This is a genomic window from Microcoleus sp. Pol11C2 (assembly GCF_036701505.1).
Lineage (GTDB): Bacteria > Cyanobacteriota > Cyanobacteriia > Cyanobacteriales > Microcoleaceae > Microcoleus.
The window spans coordinates 1-17,161 of the sequence record NZ_JAUBQX010000032.1; the positions used below are offsets into that span (position 1 = coordinate 1).

Annotated in this window: 17 protein-coding genes and 1 pseudogene; 14 read left to right on the forward strand and 4 right to left on the reverse strand. The window is 46.5% G+C overall.

The features are described 5' to 3' along the window. Positions 1 to 116: 116 nt before the first annotated feature. The 3 genes from QUA42_RS18055 (at position 117) to QUA42_RS18065 (ending at position 5,036) form a co-directional block, all read left to right on the forward strand. The gene (locus QUA42_RS18055) at positions 117 to 1,472 is read left to right on the forward strand and encodes an ATP-binding protein (RefSeq protein WP_333138799.1); all 1,356 of its coding nucleotides are present in this window, start codon (positions 117 to 119) and stop codon (positions 1,470 to 1,472) included. Further along, positions 1,472 to 3,439, forward strand: a complete 1,968-nt coding sequence (locus QUA42_RS18060; protein WP_333138802.1) for a TnsD family transposase — start codon at positions 1,472 to 1,474, stop codon at positions 3,437 to 3,439. Before QUA42_RS18055 ends, QUA42_RS18060 begins: the two co-directional genes overlap by 1 nt. A 112-nt stretch (positions 3,440 to 3,551) precedes the next feature. Further along, positions 3,552 to 5,036 carry a hypothetical protein gene (locus tag QUA42_RS18065; protein WP_333138805.1) on the forward strand — a complete coding sequence of 495 codons (1,485 nt, stop codon included), beginning with the start codon at positions 3,552 to 3,554 and terminating at the stop codon, positions 5,034 to 5,036. A gap of 6 nt (positions 5,037 to 5,042) precedes the next feature. On the opposite strand, the gene QUA42_RS18070 is transcribed toward QUA42_RS18065, so the two are convergent. Beyond that, the gene (locus QUA42_RS18070; RefSeq protein WP_333138807.1) at positions 5,043 to 5,438 is read right to left on the reverse strand and encodes a hypothetical protein; all 396 of its coding nucleotides are present in this window, start codon (positions 5,436 to 5,438) and stop codon (positions 5,043 to 5,045) included. A 9-nt stretch (positions 5,439 to 5,447) separates the two neighbouring features. Then, positions 5,448 to 5,960, reverse strand: a complete 513-nt coding sequence (locus QUA42_RS18075) for a tetratricopeptide repeat protein (protein ID WP_333138809.1) — start codon at positions 5,958 to 5,960, stop codon at positions 5,448 to 5,450. Between the two features lie 70 nt (positions 5,961 to 6,030). Here QUA42_RS18075 and QUA42_RS18080 point away from each other — a divergent pair. After that, a pseudogene (locus tag QUA42_RS18080) lies at positions 6,031 to 6,513 on the forward strand (Uma2 family endonuclease); the annotation flags it as partial. Here QUA42_RS18080 and QUA42_RS18085 read toward each other — a convergent pair. Together QUA42_RS18085 and QUA42_RS18090 are read right to left on the reverse strand one after the other, a co-directional pair. Next, complete coding sequence (locus QUA42_RS18085) at positions 6,427 to 7,761, reverse strand: DUF4157 domain-containing protein (RefSeq protein ID WP_333138811.1); 1,335 nt, start codon at positions 7,759 to 7,761, stop codon at positions 6,427 to 6,429. The pseudogene QUA42_RS18080 and the gene QUA42_RS18085 overlap by 87 nt on opposite strands. 105 nt (positions 7,762 to 7,866) lie before the next feature. Next, positions 7,867 to 8,166: a hypothetical protein gene (locus tag QUA42_RS18090; protein WP_333138812.1), complete on the reverse strand. Its 300-nt coding sequence runs from the start codon at positions 8,164 to 8,166 to the stop codon at positions 7,867 to 7,869. A gap of 222 nt (positions 8,167 to 8,388) precedes the next feature. Between QUA42_RS18090 and QUA42_RS18095 the strand changes: the two genes are divergently transcribed. The 10 genes from QUA42_RS18095 to QUA42_RS18135 all read left to right on the forward strand — a co-directional run. Beyond that, positions 8,389 to 10,518 (forward strand): ATP-binding protein, encoded by a 2,130-nt coding sequence (locus tag QUA42_RS18095; protein WP_333138813.1) that lies wholly within the window; start codon positions 8,389 to 8,391, stop codon positions 10,516 to 10,518. 246 nt (positions 10,519 to 10,764) lie between these two features. Next, positions 10,765 to 11,352, forward strand: a complete 588-nt coding sequence (locus QUA42_RS18100; protein ID WP_333138815.1) for a DUF4255 domain-containing protein — start codon at positions 10,765 to 10,767, stop codon at positions 11,350 to 11,352. Next, on the forward strand, positions 11,345 to 12,094 hold the full coding sequence (locus QUA42_RS18105) for a hypothetical protein (RefSeq protein ID WP_333138817.1): 750 nt from the start codon (positions 11,345 to 11,347) through the stop codon (positions 12,092 to 12,094). The genes QUA42_RS18100 and QUA42_RS18105 overlap by 8 nt, the downstream gene beginning before the upstream one ends. Positions 12,095 to 12,118: 24 nt before the next feature. Next, on the forward strand, positions 12,119 to 13,621 hold the full coding sequence (locus tag QUA42_RS18110; RefSeq protein WP_333138819.1) for a phage tail sheath subtilisin-like domain-containing protein: 1,503 nt from the start codon (positions 12,119 to 12,121) through the stop codon (positions 13,619 to 13,621). Then, entirely contained in the window at positions 13,621 to 14,775 is a 1,155-nt protein-coding gene (locus QUA42_RS18115; protein WP_333138821.1) for a phage tail sheath C-terminal domain-containing protein, read from the forward strand. Before QUA42_RS18110 ends, QUA42_RS18115 begins: the two co-directional genes overlap by 1 nt. Positions 14,776 to 14,817: 42 nt before the next feature. Next, positions 14,818 to 15,279 (forward strand): phage tail protein, encoded by a 462-nt coding sequence (locus tag QUA42_RS18120; protein ID WP_333138823.1) that lies wholly within the window; start codon positions 14,818 to 14,820, stop codon positions 15,277 to 15,279. After that, positions 15,270 to 15,674, forward strand: a complete 405-nt coding sequence (locus QUA42_RS18125; RefSeq protein WP_333138825.1) for a phage tail assembly protein — start codon at positions 15,270 to 15,272, stop codon at positions 15,672 to 15,674. The genes QUA42_RS18120 and QUA42_RS18125 overlap by 10 nt, the downstream gene beginning before the upstream one ends. A 17-nt stretch (positions 15,675 to 15,691) precedes the next feature. After that, entirely contained in the window at positions 15,692 to 15,829 is a 138-nt protein-coding gene (locus tag QUA42_RS27840) for a DUF6760 family protein (RefSeq protein ID WP_445301336.1), read from the forward strand. A gap of 21 nt (positions 15,830 to 15,850) precedes the next feature. Beyond that, positions 15,851 to 16,522: a phage tail protein gene (locus QUA42_RS18130; RefSeq protein WP_333138827.1), complete on the forward strand. Its 672-nt coding sequence runs from the start codon at positions 15,851 to 15,853 to the stop codon at positions 16,520 to 16,522. 5 nt (positions 16,523 to 16,527) lie between these two features. Then, positions 16,528 to 17,161 (forward strand): hypothetical protein (locus QUA42_RS18135; RefSeq protein WP_333138829.1); only part of this gene is annotated, 634 nt, incomplete at its 3' end.

Sequence of the window (17,161 nt, forward strand, 5' to 3'; positions counted from 1 at the left end):
AAATACATCAATATAATTGCACGGATAAAATTAATTAGGATTGCTCTAGGTATAGAAAATCATTTAGGATTGCTATATTGGCGTATTACCCGGAATATGATAAAGAACAACGCAGTATGCCTGCTCACCTTCGTCTGCATTTAATTCAGAACGCACTCCAGTTTTTTGCACCACTGCCTATTCACTTTGATTTAGAGCAGCGATTCTCGCGCATGATCCGAGTGGGATATCAGGCACGAAATCCAGCATTAGCAGGATTTTGGGGAGATGTTCAAGCCAGGATTCAATCTTTAAAAACAACCCGTCAATCTTCGCGTTCAACAGCTACAGGGTTCACTATTGTTGGAATTAGTGGAGTGGGTAAAACCACTTCTATTGAGGCAATTTTGTCGCTGTATCCACAGGTAATTCTCCACAATCGTTACTGTGAGAATGATTTCAGTTTTACCCAAATCGTTTGGCTCAAGTTAGATTGCCCCTTTGATGGCTCTATTAAGGGGCTATGCTTAAACTTTTTCCAAGCTGTAGATGACTTATTAGGAACTCGTTACTACGACAATTATGCGGGTGGGCGCAAAACTGTAGACGAACTATTACCTCGCATGGCGCTTGTCGCTTCTTTGCACTCGATTGGCGTGCTGGTTATTGATGAAATTCAACACCTCAGTCAAGCTAAAAGTGGCGGTTCTAGCAAGATGCTAAACTTTTTTGTCCAATTAATCAATACGATTGGATTACCTGTCGTATTGGTTGGCACTTACAAAGCTATATCTGTTTTAAGCGGAGAATTTCGACAAACTCGTAGGGGTACAGGACAGGGCGATCTTGTTTGGGACAGAATAAAAAAGGACGAAACTTGGGAGTGGTTTCTGGAATGCTTATGGGGATATCAGTACGTGCAGCAACGATCTCCTTTAATACCAGAATTAAGTGATGCTCTTTATGATGTTACTCAAGGGATTACAGATTTCGCCGTTAAAGTATATATGCTAGCGCAAGTTCGGGCGATCGCCTCTGGAGAAGAAGCTGTAACTGCACAGGGAATTCGCTTGGCTGCTCAGGAAAGTTTGCGGATGGCTAATCCTATCCTGCAAGCCCTGAGAACAGGTGATACTCGGATACTGCATACTGTCGAAGATGTGTACCCCATTAATTTAGATTCCTTTTTGCAAGAAGCCCAAAGCAAGCTGAATAAGGCTGAACAACTCGAAGCATTGACTAGAACCAGAAAGGTATCGAGTGCTAAAGAATCATCACCGACTAAGGCAATTTCTCAAGCTGAAACAGTAACAAAGACTGTTGAGACTCCACCCAAGACTTCTAAAACGCGCAAAAAGAAAAATTTAGCTGCAGAGAGCTTACCTGCAATTGCGGCGATAGGAGAGAAACAAAAGCTCACTGCCTATGAGGCTCTCAAACAGGCAGGTTTGATTCGTCCGGCAACTGAGTATTTACTAGAGGAGGTGGGCTAATGATTGGCTGCTTTCCCGATCCTTATCCTGATGAATTACTTTATAGTGTTTGCGCTCGTTTCCATGAACGAGTTCAGTATCCTAATAAGAAAAATACCCTTCGGGAATTGTTTGGTGATGAAGCTGCGATCGCAGTTGTCGATCTTCCTAGCAATCTGAGAAATCTTGCCTCAGCATTACCTGCTGGAAGTCCCTACACAGTTGAAAGATTAATTAATCAACATACCCTACTACCCTTCTTTGCCCCTTTTCTCCATCCCAAACAATTTCGACAACTTGGGGCCGATATGGAAGGTTCGCGTGGCCCAGCTATTCATATGCGTTCTGGATTAATGGCTAGTGTAGTTCAGCCTCCAGAATGGTTGAGGTTTTGTCCTGAATGCGTTCAAGAAGATAAACAGCAATTTAGTGAGTCCTACTGGCATCGTCTTCATCAAATACCAGGAGTAGAAATTTGTCCTCAGCACCAAGTTCGGTTAGTTGATAGCCAAGTTCGGGTACAGAATCCTACTACTCGCCATGAATTTATTACAGCAGAGCAAGGAATAAAGTTACCAAAATCTCAGTCATATACTCTAAAATATTCGCATCACAATATCCTATTAAAGATTGCTCAAAATGCTACTTGGCTTTTAGAAGAACATATTTCGCCGCCAGGATTAACGATTCTACTCAAACGTTACCGAGAGTTGCTGGCAGAGCGCGACTTAGCAACTTATAGCGGTAGGGTAAGAGTGAGTAAGCTGCTAGAAGAGTTTAAACGCTTCTATCCAGATGAGCTACTACAAAGACTTCAGTGTGAAATTGATACAGAAAGCGAACATAGCTGGTTGTTGCGCTTAGTGCGAGCGCCAAAAGGTTCTCAGCATCCATTACGCCACCTGCTACTAATTCAATTTTTGGATCATAATGCCGAGTCATTCTTTAAACTTCCCAAACAATTTAAACCCTTTGGGACAGGGCCTTGGCTATGTCTAAATCGGACTGCTAGCCATTTCCGCCAGCCTGTAATTGAAGAATGCGAAATCACCTACAGTCAAGAGCATGGTAAACCAATAGGCACTTTTTGCTGTACTTGTGGATTTAGTTATTGCCGTACTGGGCCAGATCGGACAGAAGAAGATCGATTACGCATTACTAAAATCAGAGCTTTCGGTTCTATATGGGAGAATATCCTTAGAGAACTTTGGCAAGACCCAACTGTTAGCCTCCGAGGAATATCTCGTCAGCTAGGTGTCGATCCAACTACTGTCAAACTCCATGCTGCAGCACTATCTCTAGATTTTCCCCGCCATAGTAAGCGGCAAACTAATCAGAGTCAAAGGAAATTAGTTGGTAGTGAAAGCAAAAAGCAGCCAGTTCCAGAAATTACTTTAGAGAAATATCGCTCAGAATGGCTAACTGCCAGAAAAAATAACCCTGAAGCCGGAAGGAATATCTTACGCAAGCAATTCCAACGAGTTTACACCTGGTTATTAAGGCACGATCCCGAATGGTTGGAAGCCCATCTGCCAGCTATACAGCAGAAAGCGCCTCCTCCTGCTCGTGTGGATTGGGAAAGTCGAGATACTGAATTGGCTGAGTCAATCAAACTGGTAGCGGCAAATCTTTATAGTAAAGTAGGAAAACCAACGCAGATTACAACTGCGGCGATCGCTAGAGAACTGGGTCAATTGGCCCTAATCCAGAAACATCTTGATAAGCTACCTTTAACAGCAAAAATTCTAGCAGATTTAGTTGAAACACGAGAAACCTTTGCAGTGCGACGAATTCAATGGGTGGTAGAGTGTTACCGCCAAGAGGGTTTTTGTCCGCAAAGATGGCAGCTTGTTCGTCGCGCAGGGCTACGTCCAGAGGTGGAATTGCTACCATCTGTACAAAATGCTATTAATGAAGCTTTGGATGTTCTAAAGCAGATCCCGCACCAACATGGCAGAGATTGTCCGCCTCAGCGAATGGCCCTTTGATGAAGATGAATTTGTTACTCTGTGGTGGCTGCGATCGCCCTGGCGAGAGTCTACCCATCGGCAATGGCGCACGACTGCGGTCTTCAAACAAGAGTCAGGTGAATTCAGAGAGGTGGATTTTCCTTGGGGGTTAATCTCTTGGCTGCGATTGGGGCAAGTTTTTCAAAATGGGCAACCTATTTGGAATGAATCGACGGGCAAGGTCTTTAAGCTGGTTATACCTGATTCATCCTCTGCTACATTATCAAAGGCAGCAGACATCCCAACAATAGCCCATTATCTGCTTGAAGGCGAAAGTAATCTAGCAGAGTATTGCCTCAAGTTTCAAACCCAAAAAGGTATTACGCTTGTCCTTCCTGTATTAGAGTGTATTCGAGCTTTTTTGGTTCCAAATAAAACATTAGCGTTTGGATTATTGGAACCCAACTATTTTGAGCGTGTAATTACTCGAAATGAAATTATCGACAGAAAAATATTTTTAGATTTTTCCCAAGATATAGCTAAAAAAGTCTTAAGTAAACCTTTTGCTTTTTGTGTGGCGCGGTTGTTGCATGACTCATCGTTTCGCTCTGCATGGGATCGGGTGTATCGCGATCGCCTCAGCCAAGCCTCACAGGTAAATTGGAATACTTCGATACCACTGATGACCAATTTACCAAGTTTTAGTTCTACTTGGCACGTTAGAGGTCTGCTAACGGGGCAAATTTTATGGGTTCAGCAAATTTTGGAAGTTGCACCTGCGCGATCGCTACCTTTTTCAGAACTTGAGTTTACCCATCCTGGGATCAAAAAGCGAGAATACGTTGAAAAACCTGTCACCAAGCGACAGAGAAAACCCAAAGCAGTTAAGGAAAACTTAATTGAAATTGAAGCAAGCCCTCCTGCTACTTCAAAGCCAGTCCGTAACCTTCCTCGTTTGAGAAGCTCGATTATTGAAAAGCAGAAGCTCAAAATTACTCAAACAGGGGCAAGTTCCATCACTGTTACAAAGCCAACTGCTGATGTCTCAAATGGTGTTGACAATCAAGACTTGGAACCGCTTTTGAAAAGCCAAATCGTTAATGTTGCTGATGCAGGAGTAGGTGGGCAAAATCCGCCTGCCGAATTTGCCATCCGTTCGCCGATGGATATCTTTATTGCAACAGACGATGGGCTGGATGAGTTTGCCGAAGCTATCCGCTTTCTTGATGAGAGGCATTGGGATATCTCAGTTACTTGGGAAGTGCGAGAGTTGGCTAAAGAAACTCCGTTTGCAAAAATAGTCGATCGCGTTAGAAAGTTTGCTCTGGTAAAGCTGGAAAGCTCAGGGCTGCGTTCTTGCTGGATACTGGAGTTTGGTAGACCTGATAATTTCTCGATTTCTACACTGATTTTTTCCCTATCCACACAAAATGTTAAAGCACAACATGAGGAGATTCTGGATAGACTGTTTACTCAAGCTTTACTCCCTCAAGGTGGATGGCAACGTAGTGTATTTGAAAAGCTCCAAGGGGAAATAGATGGGTTGGTCTTCGCTCTGACTAAACATACCAGTAGCTCTACTGAAGATTGGGGAGAAAGATTATACAAAAAGGCCAAAGAAATTATGAATTTGTAAATGGGTTTATGAGCTTTGAAAAACCCGTAACTGTGCAAAGAGTTCTGCTATTTCTGCTTCATCCTCTATCGCAAATGACAAGTAACTGCTCTTAAGAATACCGTAATTAATTTTACCTTTCTGGCTATTTCTACGCTCTGCAAGCATATCTTCTAGGATGTCTTTTAAGTCCTGCTCGTTTAATTTGCCTGATCTTCGACGCAGCCTACGCCCTTCACGGGGTGACAACGCCGTGAACCCGATCGAGTCAAAGGAGCGATCGCCAGTCTTTCCATGCTTTCCTACACCGGAAAAGATGATTTCCTCAACTAAATTTGACTGCGGAGCAAATATTGGCGGTTGGACTCTAGCGATCGCCCTGACTAGATTATTGACGATGGGGTACCACAACGGCGATCGCACTCGCTCCCCTTAGGTGGTTCTATGTATGCGGTTCGCTTCTGCCTTGAGCTTGATCCGCATGGCTTTAGCAGGTTCAAACTCAGGGTTTTGTTCGAGTGTTTGCGTCATGCACTCGATCGCCCGATCGAGTTGGCGCAAGCGGTAGTAGCACATTCCCATGTTGTACATGGTGTTGGGATCGTCACCATAGAGTTGGCGGGAGTGTTGCAGGTATTCCAATGCCTCAGGGAAGTATTCAATGCTGTAGAGTAGCATCCCGAGGTAAAAGGCAAGATCGCTTTGTTCACCGATCGGGTAGTAGATATCCCAGATGTGTTGCACAGCCCAAAAGAGTTCCTCCTGCATAGATGAAGAAATATCCTCAAGGTGATTTATGATGGTAGGGAAACAGTCTAGAAAAATGGCGGCATCCCAACCGCTTAACCGGAGATAGGAGAGAATTTGCTCAATGGAAAGCGTTTCATAGTGTTTTTCAAGGGCTTTTTTCAGGGTGTAGAAGTCATCGGGGCTGTTTTGCACCATTGCCTGAGTAAAAGCTAAATGAGTTTCGGGATGATTTTGAGGATGAGTCCCAAATAATGCAGCACAAATGTTGAGACTGTTTTATTTTATTCCTAGAGAATGTATCGTTAAAATCTCGAATGACATCGGCTATGAGCCGGATATTATCGTTTTGGATGAACCTCGATGGGAGCGGGAATCGGTTATCACGTTCAGTTGATCGATCAAACTGGTGGTAGAAGTGGTTTCAACCAATTGGCGCGATGATTACCTTGTCAAGTTGGGAGACTATGAAGCGTTCGTTTGGTATTGAAGAGTATTGGATTGTTGATTAGCTAGGTATCGGGGGTGGCGCTACATTGGTTCACCTAAACAACCCACCTTCACCGTTTGCACTTTGGTGGATGGAGAATACGAATTACAGCAATTTCGTGAAAATGGCCGCATTATTTCTGCTGCATTCCCTGAACTAAATTTGACTGCTCAGCTAAGTCCAAAATTGAGTATGGTACTCATTGATTGGCATTTTATATGTCGCAAGAGAATGTTCTGCCGCTGCTGGCGAAGCCTCTGACATTCCGTGAGTTTGGAATGCACTTATCGAATAACACCAATTTAAAATCACCAGCCTATTTGCATTTCTTGCGTCACTGATTAATGTTTTTATGTGCTCTACTGTACCCCGGCCCTGCGGTCGGGTTTCAATTATATCTATCACGTCGAAATTGTCGCCCGGATGTACCGGTTTACCGAGATAGGTATCACTCCCTGCCACGTAATCGCGGTCTTGCTGTGTGTGTCCCGGATCTGCGTAGCCGCCTACCCAGACTGTATCGCCGTATTCATCAACTTCCACCTCCTGTCCTCCAATATGCCCATGAGCCCCTGTTAATATCGTCCAGCCCATCGCTGTGTCCTGGCCTTGGTGGTCTTTTTTATATTGTTTGTGGTAATGCGCCGTCATGTTATGCGTCGGGTAGGTTCCTGACTGCGCTCCATAGGCGAATACGCCGGGTTGTACCTCAATCCAAGACACGCTGCCTTTTGTAGACTCCTCCTCTACATCTTTCAGTGGAGTAATTGACGTTGGTTGATGTATCTTTTCTCGTTGAATAGTGGCGTACTGTCCTCCTCCTTGCTGCGCTACATGGGTTAACTCATGCGCAATCAACTCCTGCCCTTCCCGGCTCCCTGGATTGTAGGCTCCCCCCCTAAAGAAAATATCTTGCCCTGTGGTAAAGGCTTCAGCCTGAATGGATTGGTTGAGGCTATCTGCTATCGAGTCCCTATGCACCGTCACCCCCTGCAAATCCACTCCCATTGCGTGTCCAAATCGATTTTGCAATCCAGGCTCTAGTGGTTGCCCTCCGCCGCGGGCACTACGCTTAATGGCAGATTCAATGGCAGGAGATACTGCACTCTCAGCACTTTCACCTTTGAGTTGTAAGGTTGGTTGCAATGCTTTTAATCGTCTCGACGGAGGATCACTCTGGATTTCAGGCTCGGAGGTTTGCGATGGTTTCCCAAACCCTGGTGTATTAATCTGGTGAACGATTTGAGGAGCAAGACGCTCGGCTTCCAGTTCGTACTGATCGCCCGCTTCCCCAACGATCATCTTTGCTTGAATCTGCATCCGCGACGATGGCATCCCCCACTCCCCCGACAACCCTGGAAACTGCGGTCGTTGAGAGATATCGTGGATTGGCTCAAACCCAGCCCTCTCTTCCGATTGTTTTGCCACCCGCGAGGCAGTCGTCATTTCCCCCAGCGAGAACGCTGCTGCGTGCGCCTTCCCCCGGCTCTGGTGCAAAACTCTCATCATTACAGCTCTCAATAAAAGTGACTAAAATCTGCCCTGTGCCCTAGCGCTAAACATTCTAATCCTACGCCCGATCGCCCCCAGCAAAAAAGAAAATTTGCTAAACCTTTAAGCCGTTTTCACTTTGCTCGTCGTTACAATTTTCAACTGGTTGCCATAGGTACTTTGCATCATATCCCCTTGCACCAGTACCTTCTTTTGCAACTTGGTACTCTTTGCCGTCAGCTTCACTGTTTCCTGCCCCGTTACCGTCACTGAACCAGAAGCAGTAGTCTGAACCCCTGTAAACATAAACTTACATTCCGCCTCATAGATCACAGATTGACCGCCCACTTTCAACTTGGGGTATGCCTTCACCTGTACTGGCAGTGCCGTCCAGGTTCCAGTTTGTGCGGGTGGGTAAGGCATTGCACCTGGCACAGCAACCACGTTTCCTTGAAGGGCGATCGACTTTCCCATGATCTGAACCTCTTACTGATGCCAATTGTTTACCCCCGACTTCTGAACTGGCGATACCAAAAATGTTTCATTAAGAGCAGCCATTCCTATGTTTAGCATGAAACGAAACTATGTCAGGATAAACGGAAGTTTTGAGCTAGCCTGTAAACTCTATCAATCATAACTCAGAGTATGCCATCTGTTTCCAAATCGCCTCTAGACGAGTTGTTGCCCGCTCTCCACCTATTAGATGGGTTGCTAGATCGCAGCTTACACTTGGCAGAAAGCCTGCATAGTGGCGGTAATCAGGAATCCAATTCAGCGCCTCAGAAGGGGGATAGTCCCCCTCAAACCGAACTTGCCCTTCCTCCTGGCTATCCCCGCTACAGCCCCGCCCAATCAACGGAAATGCCCTCCAGTCAGATCCAGCCTTCCTCCCGGTTAGGGCTGCTGCAACAGCAGTTTGACTTATCTGCGTTTGACCTAGACGCGATCCTGATTGCTCTAGCCCTTGAACTTGATCGCCGCTATGAACAAATTTACGCCTACTTACAGCAGGATGGGCGCAGTGTTCGACCCAGCGTCAACCTGGTTCTGAATTTACTATGTACCAATGCAGCAGAGAAACTACAACAGCGATCGCACTTTGCCCCCACTGCCCCGTTGCTGGATAACGATCTGCTGCAACTTTCCCCACCCCAGGCCACCAACCAGCCCTCCCTGCTAGCGCAAGAAATTAGCCTTGACCCAGCGATCGTCCGCTATCTCCTGAATGAAACGGGACTAGATGCCGACCTCAGCCGCAGTTGTTCACTCATTCTGGCAACTGTTCCCCCAGAACAGACAAACTTGCCTGCCCCGCTGGTGCAGCAAATCAGTGCCATTGCCCAAAGCTTCTCCTCTACCCAACCGATCCGGCTCTACCTACAAAGTGCCGATGCCGTCACATCTCACCAATTTGCTCAGGTACTTGCCCACCAATTAAGTCACGCCTTACTAACCGTCGATTTAGATGACTTGATTCGGCAACCCGAACAATTCCGGCAACGGTTACAGCGGCTAGGACGAGATGCCTGGTTGCAAAATACCGTCCTCTATCTGCACCCAGTTGATAGCCTACATCAGGACACCACTAATCACTTGTATCCCTTTTTGATCAACCTCCTAGCAGAAAGCAATACCCCGATCGTTGTTGCGGGTCGTCAACCCTGGCAGCCTTCCGCCGATCGCAGTTTAGGCATGGTGACGATTTCCCTTACGGTTCCTGGCTTTAGCGATCGCCTTGAGTGCTGGAAAACCCATTTAGCTATTGCGGGGCTAACCGTCGAGCAGGGCATCATTGAGACTGTAGCCGATCGATTTCGGTTAACCCCCACACAAATTCAAAGCGCGATCGCCACCGCTCAAAACCAGCTAGCCTATGAACTGGAGCCTGCATCGATCGAAGTATTGTTGTTTCAGGCTGCTCAGAACCAATCAGGACATCATCTCAACAAGCTGACCCAGCCCATCCAACCCCGCTATGATTGGTCAGACTTAGTGCTGCCAGCGATGCAGTTTGAACAGCTTCAAGAAATCTGCATCCATTTGAAACATCGGCGTACTGTATTTGAAACCTGGGGATTCGATCGCAAACTATCTCTGGGCAAAGGCGTTAACGCCCTGTTTGCGGGTCCACCCGGAACTGGCAAAACAATGGCAGCAGAAGTCATTGCTAAGTCCCTGCAACTAGACCTCTACCGCATCGATCTGTCCCAAGTCGTGAGCAAATACATCGGCGAAACCGAGAAAAACCTCAGCCAGATTTTCACCGCAGCAGCAAGCACCAACGCCATCCTCCTATTCGATGAAGCCGATGCTCTCTTTGGTAAACGCACCGAAATCAAAGACTCCCACGATCGCTACGCCAACATAGAAGTGGGCTACTTATTGCAGCAAATGGAAGCCTATGAAGGCTTAGCCATTCTTACGACCAATCTGAAGAGCAATCTGGATGAGGCGTTTACCCGACGCTTACGGTTCATTGTGGACTTTTCTTTACCATCGATTCAAGAACGATCTCGGATTTGGCAGAATATTTGGCCCCAGTCTTTGCCCCTCGACTCAGAAATTAATTGGAGTATTTTAGCTAAACAGTTTGATGTAACTGGGGGAAACATTCGTAACATTGCCCTAGCCGCTGCATTCCTGGCTGCCAACGAAGGAACCAACGTAAAGATTTCCCATATTGAACAGGCGATCTGCCGCGAATATCAAAAGATGGGCAAACCCATCATGAATGAAGTCTTCGACTACCTACCCCAAACAGCTAGCAAACGTTGAAATACCAACCCAAAAAACAACATTACATAGATTGAGAATATAGGTATTAATAATTATGAAGAATTGTTTAGCTTTTTAAACTTAAATAAGAAATGTTTAGTTTGTATTTAAGTATGGTAAATATGGTTTAATTTGTATGGGAGCATGAAATTAATAATCTAAACTGAGCAAACTATTTTTTTTAAATAAGCAGTAGCTCACTTGGGATGTTTAAGCTAATTCATAAATAGGCCATAGGTGTTAAAAATGCTTTATGATCTAGATCGGACGCTTGAAGAATTTCTAAAAGCTGAATTGCCTAATCGATTTGGAGATAGTGTTTCTACAACGCCGATCGCAATCACTTTTGTGACGCCTATAGAGTCTCTGGTTACGCCTCCGGCGCTTAATTTGTTTCTTTACGATATTCGAGAAAACCAAGAACTCCGCAGTGGCAGTTGGTCTGTGGCTCGGCAAAACGATGGAACCGCAGCGCGAGAGCCACCTTTGGTACGAATCGATTGTTCATATTTAATCACCTGCTGGACAAGTGACTCTAAAGATTATATAACAGAACACACGATTTTAGGTGAAGTGATGCAGGTATTGATGAGCTATTCTAGCTTGCCACCAACTGTATTGATTGGAACACTGGCAGACAGTGATCTCCCTTTAAGAACTTCAGTGTTGGGACAGGCAAAGCTGCAAAGCTTGGGCGAGTTTTGGCAAGCTATGGGAGGAAAGCCCAAAGCAACCCTCAACTACACCGTCACCCTTTCTATGCCTGTGAATACAGGTGTACAAGAGCTGCCATTGGTGATGAACTCTCTAATTTTAGGAGAGAGCAATGACTAGAATATTACCCATCAGTCCTCCTATTACTCATCGAGTTGCAATTTATGGTCGAGTCGCGATCGGGTTCAAGTTGCAGGGTGAGGATAATTGGACGCTTTTACCCCAGCCAGTCCAACAAGCTCAAGTAGAAATTATTGATGCTCCTGCGAGTTTTCAACATCGGTTATACCTGAAATCCCTTAGCCACGGTCAAAACTGGGAGTCTTTACCTGCTCGTCCCGATCGCACCCCTATAGCGGTCGATGGCTCTTTCTACTTTATGGATTTGCCACCAGGCAATTACACTGTGAGAGCAGCGCAGATCCAAAGAGCAACCATTCTCCAATCGGCTAAAGCGATTGTCACAATCGTAGATGGAGAGAAGCCATCAGGGATTGATTTAATCCTGACCACAACTGGCATCATTGGACAGGTCACAAATATCGTCAAGGTTGCTAACTCAGGAAAAACAATAAATGCACCTGAAGAAAAATCGGAGATAGCCCCAGTTGCTTATGTACAAGTACAATTGAAAAGCAGTGGAGAACGAACCCAGTGTGATCGCGATGGTAAGTTCCAACTTCTGAACTTAGAGGCTCCAGATAATCCCTCTACCCGCAAGCTGCAACTTCACATTTCTGCTCCTGGATATGATGACGTAGAGATAAAAGATATCGAGCTTTCCCGAGGCACTGTTCACTCCCTTCCTGATATTCAACTCACCAAAAAAGTGCCAACTAGAACCAACGGCATCTTAAGCTAATTATTACTTAAGGAATCACCCACAATGACAACTTATCTTTCCCCTGGTATCTACGTCAAAGAAGTATTGTCTGGCGCTGTCTCAATTGCAGGCGTTGGCACCAGCACCGCAGGCTTTATTGGCATGATTAGCCATGAAAATTCCCCTTCAACGGGTGTTGTTCTTGAGGCAGCTAAACTCATTCCTGTCCAGCTTGGAGGCACCGAAGTTACAGCTACTACTGGTAATGTTACTGATGCTCCCTCTGTCACTTCTCCATCCACCACAGATTCTCATTATCGGTTCCAAAAGGTAGTTGGCGAAGTTGTTGGTAAGGGAGATGGCAAAAAGACAGAATTTATTCTCAGCTCTTACCCAACCGATTTAACAGTAACAAATCTAAAGATTAAATTGGGTAACCAAGAGCAGACCTCTCCCGCTTTTACGGTTAATAACGATCCGCACAAACAAGTATCTACACTTAAGTTTATAACTGCTCCTGCTACTGATCAACAGATTACAGTGGATTATTACCCAGTATCTGTTGCTGCTGGAAAGGTGCAACTATGTACTAACTTTACCGAGTTCAAAAAATATTTCGGTGATTTTCCAATTGTCACAGAGCAATCCAATGATGCAGGGCGATCCAACCTGGCTCATGCAGTTTATGGTTTTTTCCGAAATGGTGGCACTCGCTGCTTTGTGACCTGGGTTGCTAATGAACCTAACATCGACGGAGCATTAGAAGATTTTGCTGCTATTGATGAAATTGCCATCGTGGCAGCTCCCGGTTCTACCAACAACGCGGTATTGGAGAAACTTTCCAGTCATTGTAAGATGTTGGGCGATCGCGTTGCTATTTTCGATGCTCCTCAGGATATGACATCCTCAAAACCTGGTGAAGGTGGGATGCCAGGGGGATCTGATTACGCTGCACTCTACTATCCCTGGATTCAAGTCCTTGATCCTGCTACGAATAAAAAGCAGTACGTCCCGCCTAGCGGTCATATTGCTGGAATCTATGCCCGAGTTGATGCTCAGCGAGGTGTTCACAAAGCTCCTGCCAATGAAGCCATTTTAGGAGCCATCGGCTTACAAGTCGCCCTTACCCGCGTTAAGCAGGATGGGCTAAATCCTCAGGGGGTAAACTGTATTCGCAATCTGAATGGCAACATTTTAGTCTGGGGTGCCCGCACCTGGGGTGGAGACATAAACGGTGAATTTAAGTACGTCAACATTCGGCGTTTGTTCAACTACCTCCGTGAGTCGATCGACGAAGGGAGTCAATGGGTTGTCTTTGAGCCGAACAGTCCTGAACTTTGGGCCAGAGTTCGTCGCAGCGTCACGGCGTTTTTGACGATGGTTTGGCGTAGTGGGGCATTGTTTGGCGCAACACCGGAAGAAGCCTTTTTCGTCCAGTGTGATGAGGAAACTAATCCACCGGAAGTGCGCGATGCCGGGCAACTGATCGTCAAGATTGGAGTGGCCGTGGTTAAGCCTGCCGAATTTGTCATCTTTGAGTTGAGCCAGTGGTCTGGAGGGAAGTAATGCAGACCGAACTTCCTTCGCTACCGGGACTTTACTGGCAGGATGTATTTCCGCCTAGAGCAGTTCTGCCCCTGATAGGAGTGCCTACTTTTTTTGGAATACGACCTCATAAAGAAGGTATTACTAAAGAAGGTATTACTTGTGATATTACTTGTCAATATAAACCCAACCAGCCCCAGGTTTTGCATCTTTGGACTCAGTTTCAAGAAAAATTTGATTCTGAAACACCGGGCAGTTTCATGGCTGATGCGGTGCGGGGGTTCTTTGAAAATGGCGGACGTGAGTGCATTGTGGTGTGGCTGGAAGACGGTTCGCCGCAAGCCCTAGAAAATGGTTTAACAGCGGATTCTATTCTGGATACAGCAGACCTGATCTGTGCACCAGGGATTACTGACCAGGAAAGACAAGCCAAAATTTTAGAGTATTGTGCAGAGACGAGCGATCGCTTTGCCATCCTCGATGCACCACTTGAGTCGAACCTGCATACTCTTAAAGAGAGAGCAGAATTGCTCAAAAAACAGCCGGGTAATGACTACGGAGCCATCTATGGTCCCTGGCTCAAAACTCCACAGAGGGAAGCTGTGCCGCCCTGTGGTCATGTAGCAGGAGTGTATGCAGCGTGCGATCGCGCCAATACTCCCCGCGCTCCTGCCAACATTGCCTTGGAAGGAGTCTTAGATGTTGCAACTTTATCCCGAGAGCAACAAACTCAGTTAGCCCAACTTTCTGATAGCCCGATTAATGGGATTCGCAGTCTACGAGGACGGGGAGTTCGCATTTGGGGAGCACGCACCCTCAGTTCTGATCCTCAATGGCGCTATGTGAATGTGCGCCGCCTATCAATTACTATTCGGCGCTGGATTGCTCTCAACCTGGCAGATGTCGCTTTCGAGCCAAATGACTTCCGCCTATGGGTACGAATTGAACGAGAACTAAATGCCTATCTGCAAACCCTGTGGCAGCAAGGGCATCTCCAGGGTGCAACACCCAATGAAGCCTTTAGAGTTCGCTGTGATGGGGAAACGAATTCTCCAGAGGTGCGCGATCGCGGTGAAGTCATTACATTCATTGAATTTGCCCCGACGATTCCTAATGAATTTATTCAACTGCGACTGATTCATGGTGAAACAGGCGTTGCGATCGCTGCCTCCTAACCCATTTTTGCTTGTCCTGACGTTAATTTAAGGAGAACGACTATGCCCGCGACCAACAAAATTAGAGCCCCGCACCAGGCCGATCCTTATATGGGATATAACTTTTTCGTCGAATGGGAGGGTCTGATCTACGCAGGATTTCGAGAGTGCAGTGGTTTAGCAGGCACCCGTAATTCCCAGGACTACCGCGAAGGTACTGACCCGCCCACAATGCGAAAGCTCGGTGGAATGCTGACTTACCCCAACATCACTCTGCGTCGAGGTGTCACAGATAATCAAGATTTGTGGAAGTGGTGGCAAACCAACGCCAATGGCATTGCACTGCGTCGAGATATTTCTATCGTCATGCTGAACCATGGCGGCGAAGAAAAGATTCGCTGGAATCTGTCACACTGCTGGCCGATTACCTGGACTGCACCTGAATTTAATGCCACGTCTGAAGAAGTGGCGATCGAAGCTCTGGAATTGGTACATGAAGGGTTTACCGTTGATAAATGGTCGTAATGTCTATGCAGGAGATTGTGCAGCAGACGATGCAACAAACTGAATTTTCCTTTGTGCTGCCCCAGGGCTATGTGGATAGTGAAGGCACTCTACACCGAGAAGGCACCATGCGCCTATCCACTGCCTACGATGAGATCGCTCCGATGCGAGATCCGCGAGTGCAATCCAACCCTGGTTACCTGGTCATCATTCTGCTATCGCGGGTGATTACCCAGTTGGGAACGGTGCATCCCATTACACCCAAACTAATTGAAGGTTTGTTCTCCGGCGACTTGATTTTCTTACAAGACTTTTATCAACGAATTAACCAAAACGGTCACAGTCGCCTACAGGTAACCTGCCCTCATTGTCAGGGTGAATTTCAAGTAGAAACCGTTCCTTTGGGGGAGTTGTAGGCTATCCAGCGGATCGATTGCGGGAAGAAATTGCCTACCTGGCTTACCACTTTCATTGGTCCTATGAGGAGGTGATGGGAATGGAACACAGGGAGCGGCAGCAATGGGTAGCCGAAATTGCCCGCATTAACCAGCAGTTGAATGATGAACGATAGATAACAGAGGCAGAGAATATTATGCGTGGACTAACGGGAATATCAGCGATCGCCTCCGATGTATTAGGCGCGAGTTTAAATCCGTATATGCCTTACAACTTTCTGGTGGAGTTGGACGGGCTAGTGACTGGCGGATTCATGGAAGTTTCTGGATTAGAGAGTGAAATCAAACTTGAATCCTACGAAGAAGGCGGACAAAACGATTATGTCCATCACTTTCCTACTCGGATTACTTATCCCAAGTTGGTCCTAAGTAAAGGACTGACTGACGTTTGGACACTCTGGAGTTGGTACGACGATGTGTGTCAAGGCAAAATCCGCCGACGCAACGGTACAATTATGCTGCTCGATCACCAGCGATTGCCCGTAAGGTGGTGGAACTTCAAAGATGCTTATCCGGTGAAATGGACAGGACCTCAATTTAATAGTAGTGCCCAGGAAGTTGCTGTCGAAAAAATTGAATTGGTGCATCGGGGCATCACCATTCCAATGGCAAGTAAAGGACTGTCCAGCCTTCGCACAGCCGATCAACTCGGTCGTCTGGGTGGTTCTCAAGCAGTTGGTAATATTGGCGGTGCGGCGGTCAATCGTGCTGGGAATGAAATCGGTGAACGCACTCGCATAGTCAGGGGTCAGGCAACAACAGGCTTGAATAAGCTAAACCAAGACGCTACAAACGCGATTAATTCTTGAAATTTATGGTTCAGACCTCCTGGCAAGATGCCCTTAATCCACAGCTAGCTCAGCGGCTATTGCAACCACTGGTTTGTCCTGGTGTTATTCCTGACACCCTGGCGATGGCAATTTTTGAGCGATCGTGGCAATTGAAGCAACGCCTTAGTTTGCTGCATCAATTTCAACAGCGCTGGAACCAACAATCAACTCTCCAGGTGCCCGATGTACCGATCGTTTATGCTCAATGGATTGCTCCAGCAACACAAAGCGCTATCTCGCAGAATCCTTCTGATCCAAATCGGCAAGGTGCTGGCGAATCGATGCGGATAGAGCGTGAACATACGACTTCAACTCAAATCGTGACTCAGCAGCCTATCAATGGAGAACCAAATCCGTCATCCCTGCCTCTGGTGATTCAAGCAAAATTGGTGAATCCTGCCACTTCGACTGTTACCTCTCCTTTGCCACCAAGTCCATCGGATTCAAAACCTCTCCTGTCCTCGATTGTTGAGAATAGAGAATCAGCTTTGCCAAGCGTCAATGCGGGTGCAAGTTCCATATCCCAGCGTCCTCAACTTCCGAGCGTTACCCGATCGCCACCCTCGCCCTTACAGCAACAGAAACTTAATAGTGGCATATCTTCCCCAGCAGAAGAAA

What these genes read in the sequence shown, in the direction of transcription:
- QUA42_RS18105 (WP_333138817.1), top strand. Translation starts at nt 11,345, where the DNA reads ATGACTAGAATATTACCCATCAGTCCTCCTATTACTCATCGAGTTGCA.
- QUA42_RS18095 (WP_333138813.1), top strand. Translation starts at nt 8,389, where the DNA reads ATGCCATCTGTTTCCAAATCGCCTCTAGACGAGTTGTTGCCCGCTCTC.
- QUA42_RS18090 (WP_333138812.1), bottom strand. Translation starts at nt 8,166, where the DNA reads ATGCCTTACCCACCCGCACAAACTGGAACCTGGACGGCACTGCCAGTA.
- QUA42_RS18085 (WP_333138811.1), bottom strand. Translation starts at nt 7,761, where the DNA reads ATGATGAGAGTTTTGCACCAGAGCCGGGGGAAGGCGCACGCAGCAGCG.
- QUA42_RS18125 (WP_333138825.1), top strand. Translation starts at nt 15,270, where the DNA reads ATGGTCGTAATGTCTATGCAGGAGATTGTGCAGCAGACGATGCAACAA.
- QUA42_RS18075 (WP_333138809.1), bottom strand. Translation starts at nt 5,960, where the DNA reads ATGGTGCAAAACAGCCCCGATGACTTCTACACCCTGAAAAAAGCCCTT.
- QUA42_RS18110 (WP_333138819.1), top strand. Translation starts at nt 12,119, where the DNA reads ATGACAACTTATCTTTCCCCTGGTATCTACGTCAAAGAAGTATTGTCT.
- QUA42_RS18100 (WP_333138815.1), top strand. Translation starts at nt 10,765, where the DNA reads ATGCTTTATGATCTAGATCGGACGCTTGAAGAATTTCTAAAAGCTGAA.
- QUA42_RS18120 (WP_333138823.1), top strand. Translation starts at nt 14,818, where the DNA reads ATGCCCGCGACCAACAAAATTAGAGCCCCGCACCAGGCCGATCCTTAT.
- QUA42_RS18115 (WP_333138821.1), top strand. Translation starts at nt 13,621, where the DNA reads ATGCAGACCGAACTTCCTTCGCTACCGGGACTTTACTGGCAGGATGTA.
- QUA42_RS18060 (WP_333138802.1), top strand. Translation starts at nt 1,472, where the DNA reads ATGATTGGCTGCTTTCCCGATCCTTATCCTGATGAATTACTTTATAGT.
- QUA42_RS18130 (WP_333138827.1), top strand. Translation starts at nt 15,851, where the DNA reads ATGCGTGGACTAACGGGAATATCAGCGATCGCCTCCGATGTATTAGGC.
- QUA42_RS18055 (WP_333138799.1), top strand. Translation starts at nt 117, where the DNA reads ATGCCTGCTCACCTTCGTCTGCATTTAATTCAGAACGCACTCCAGTTT.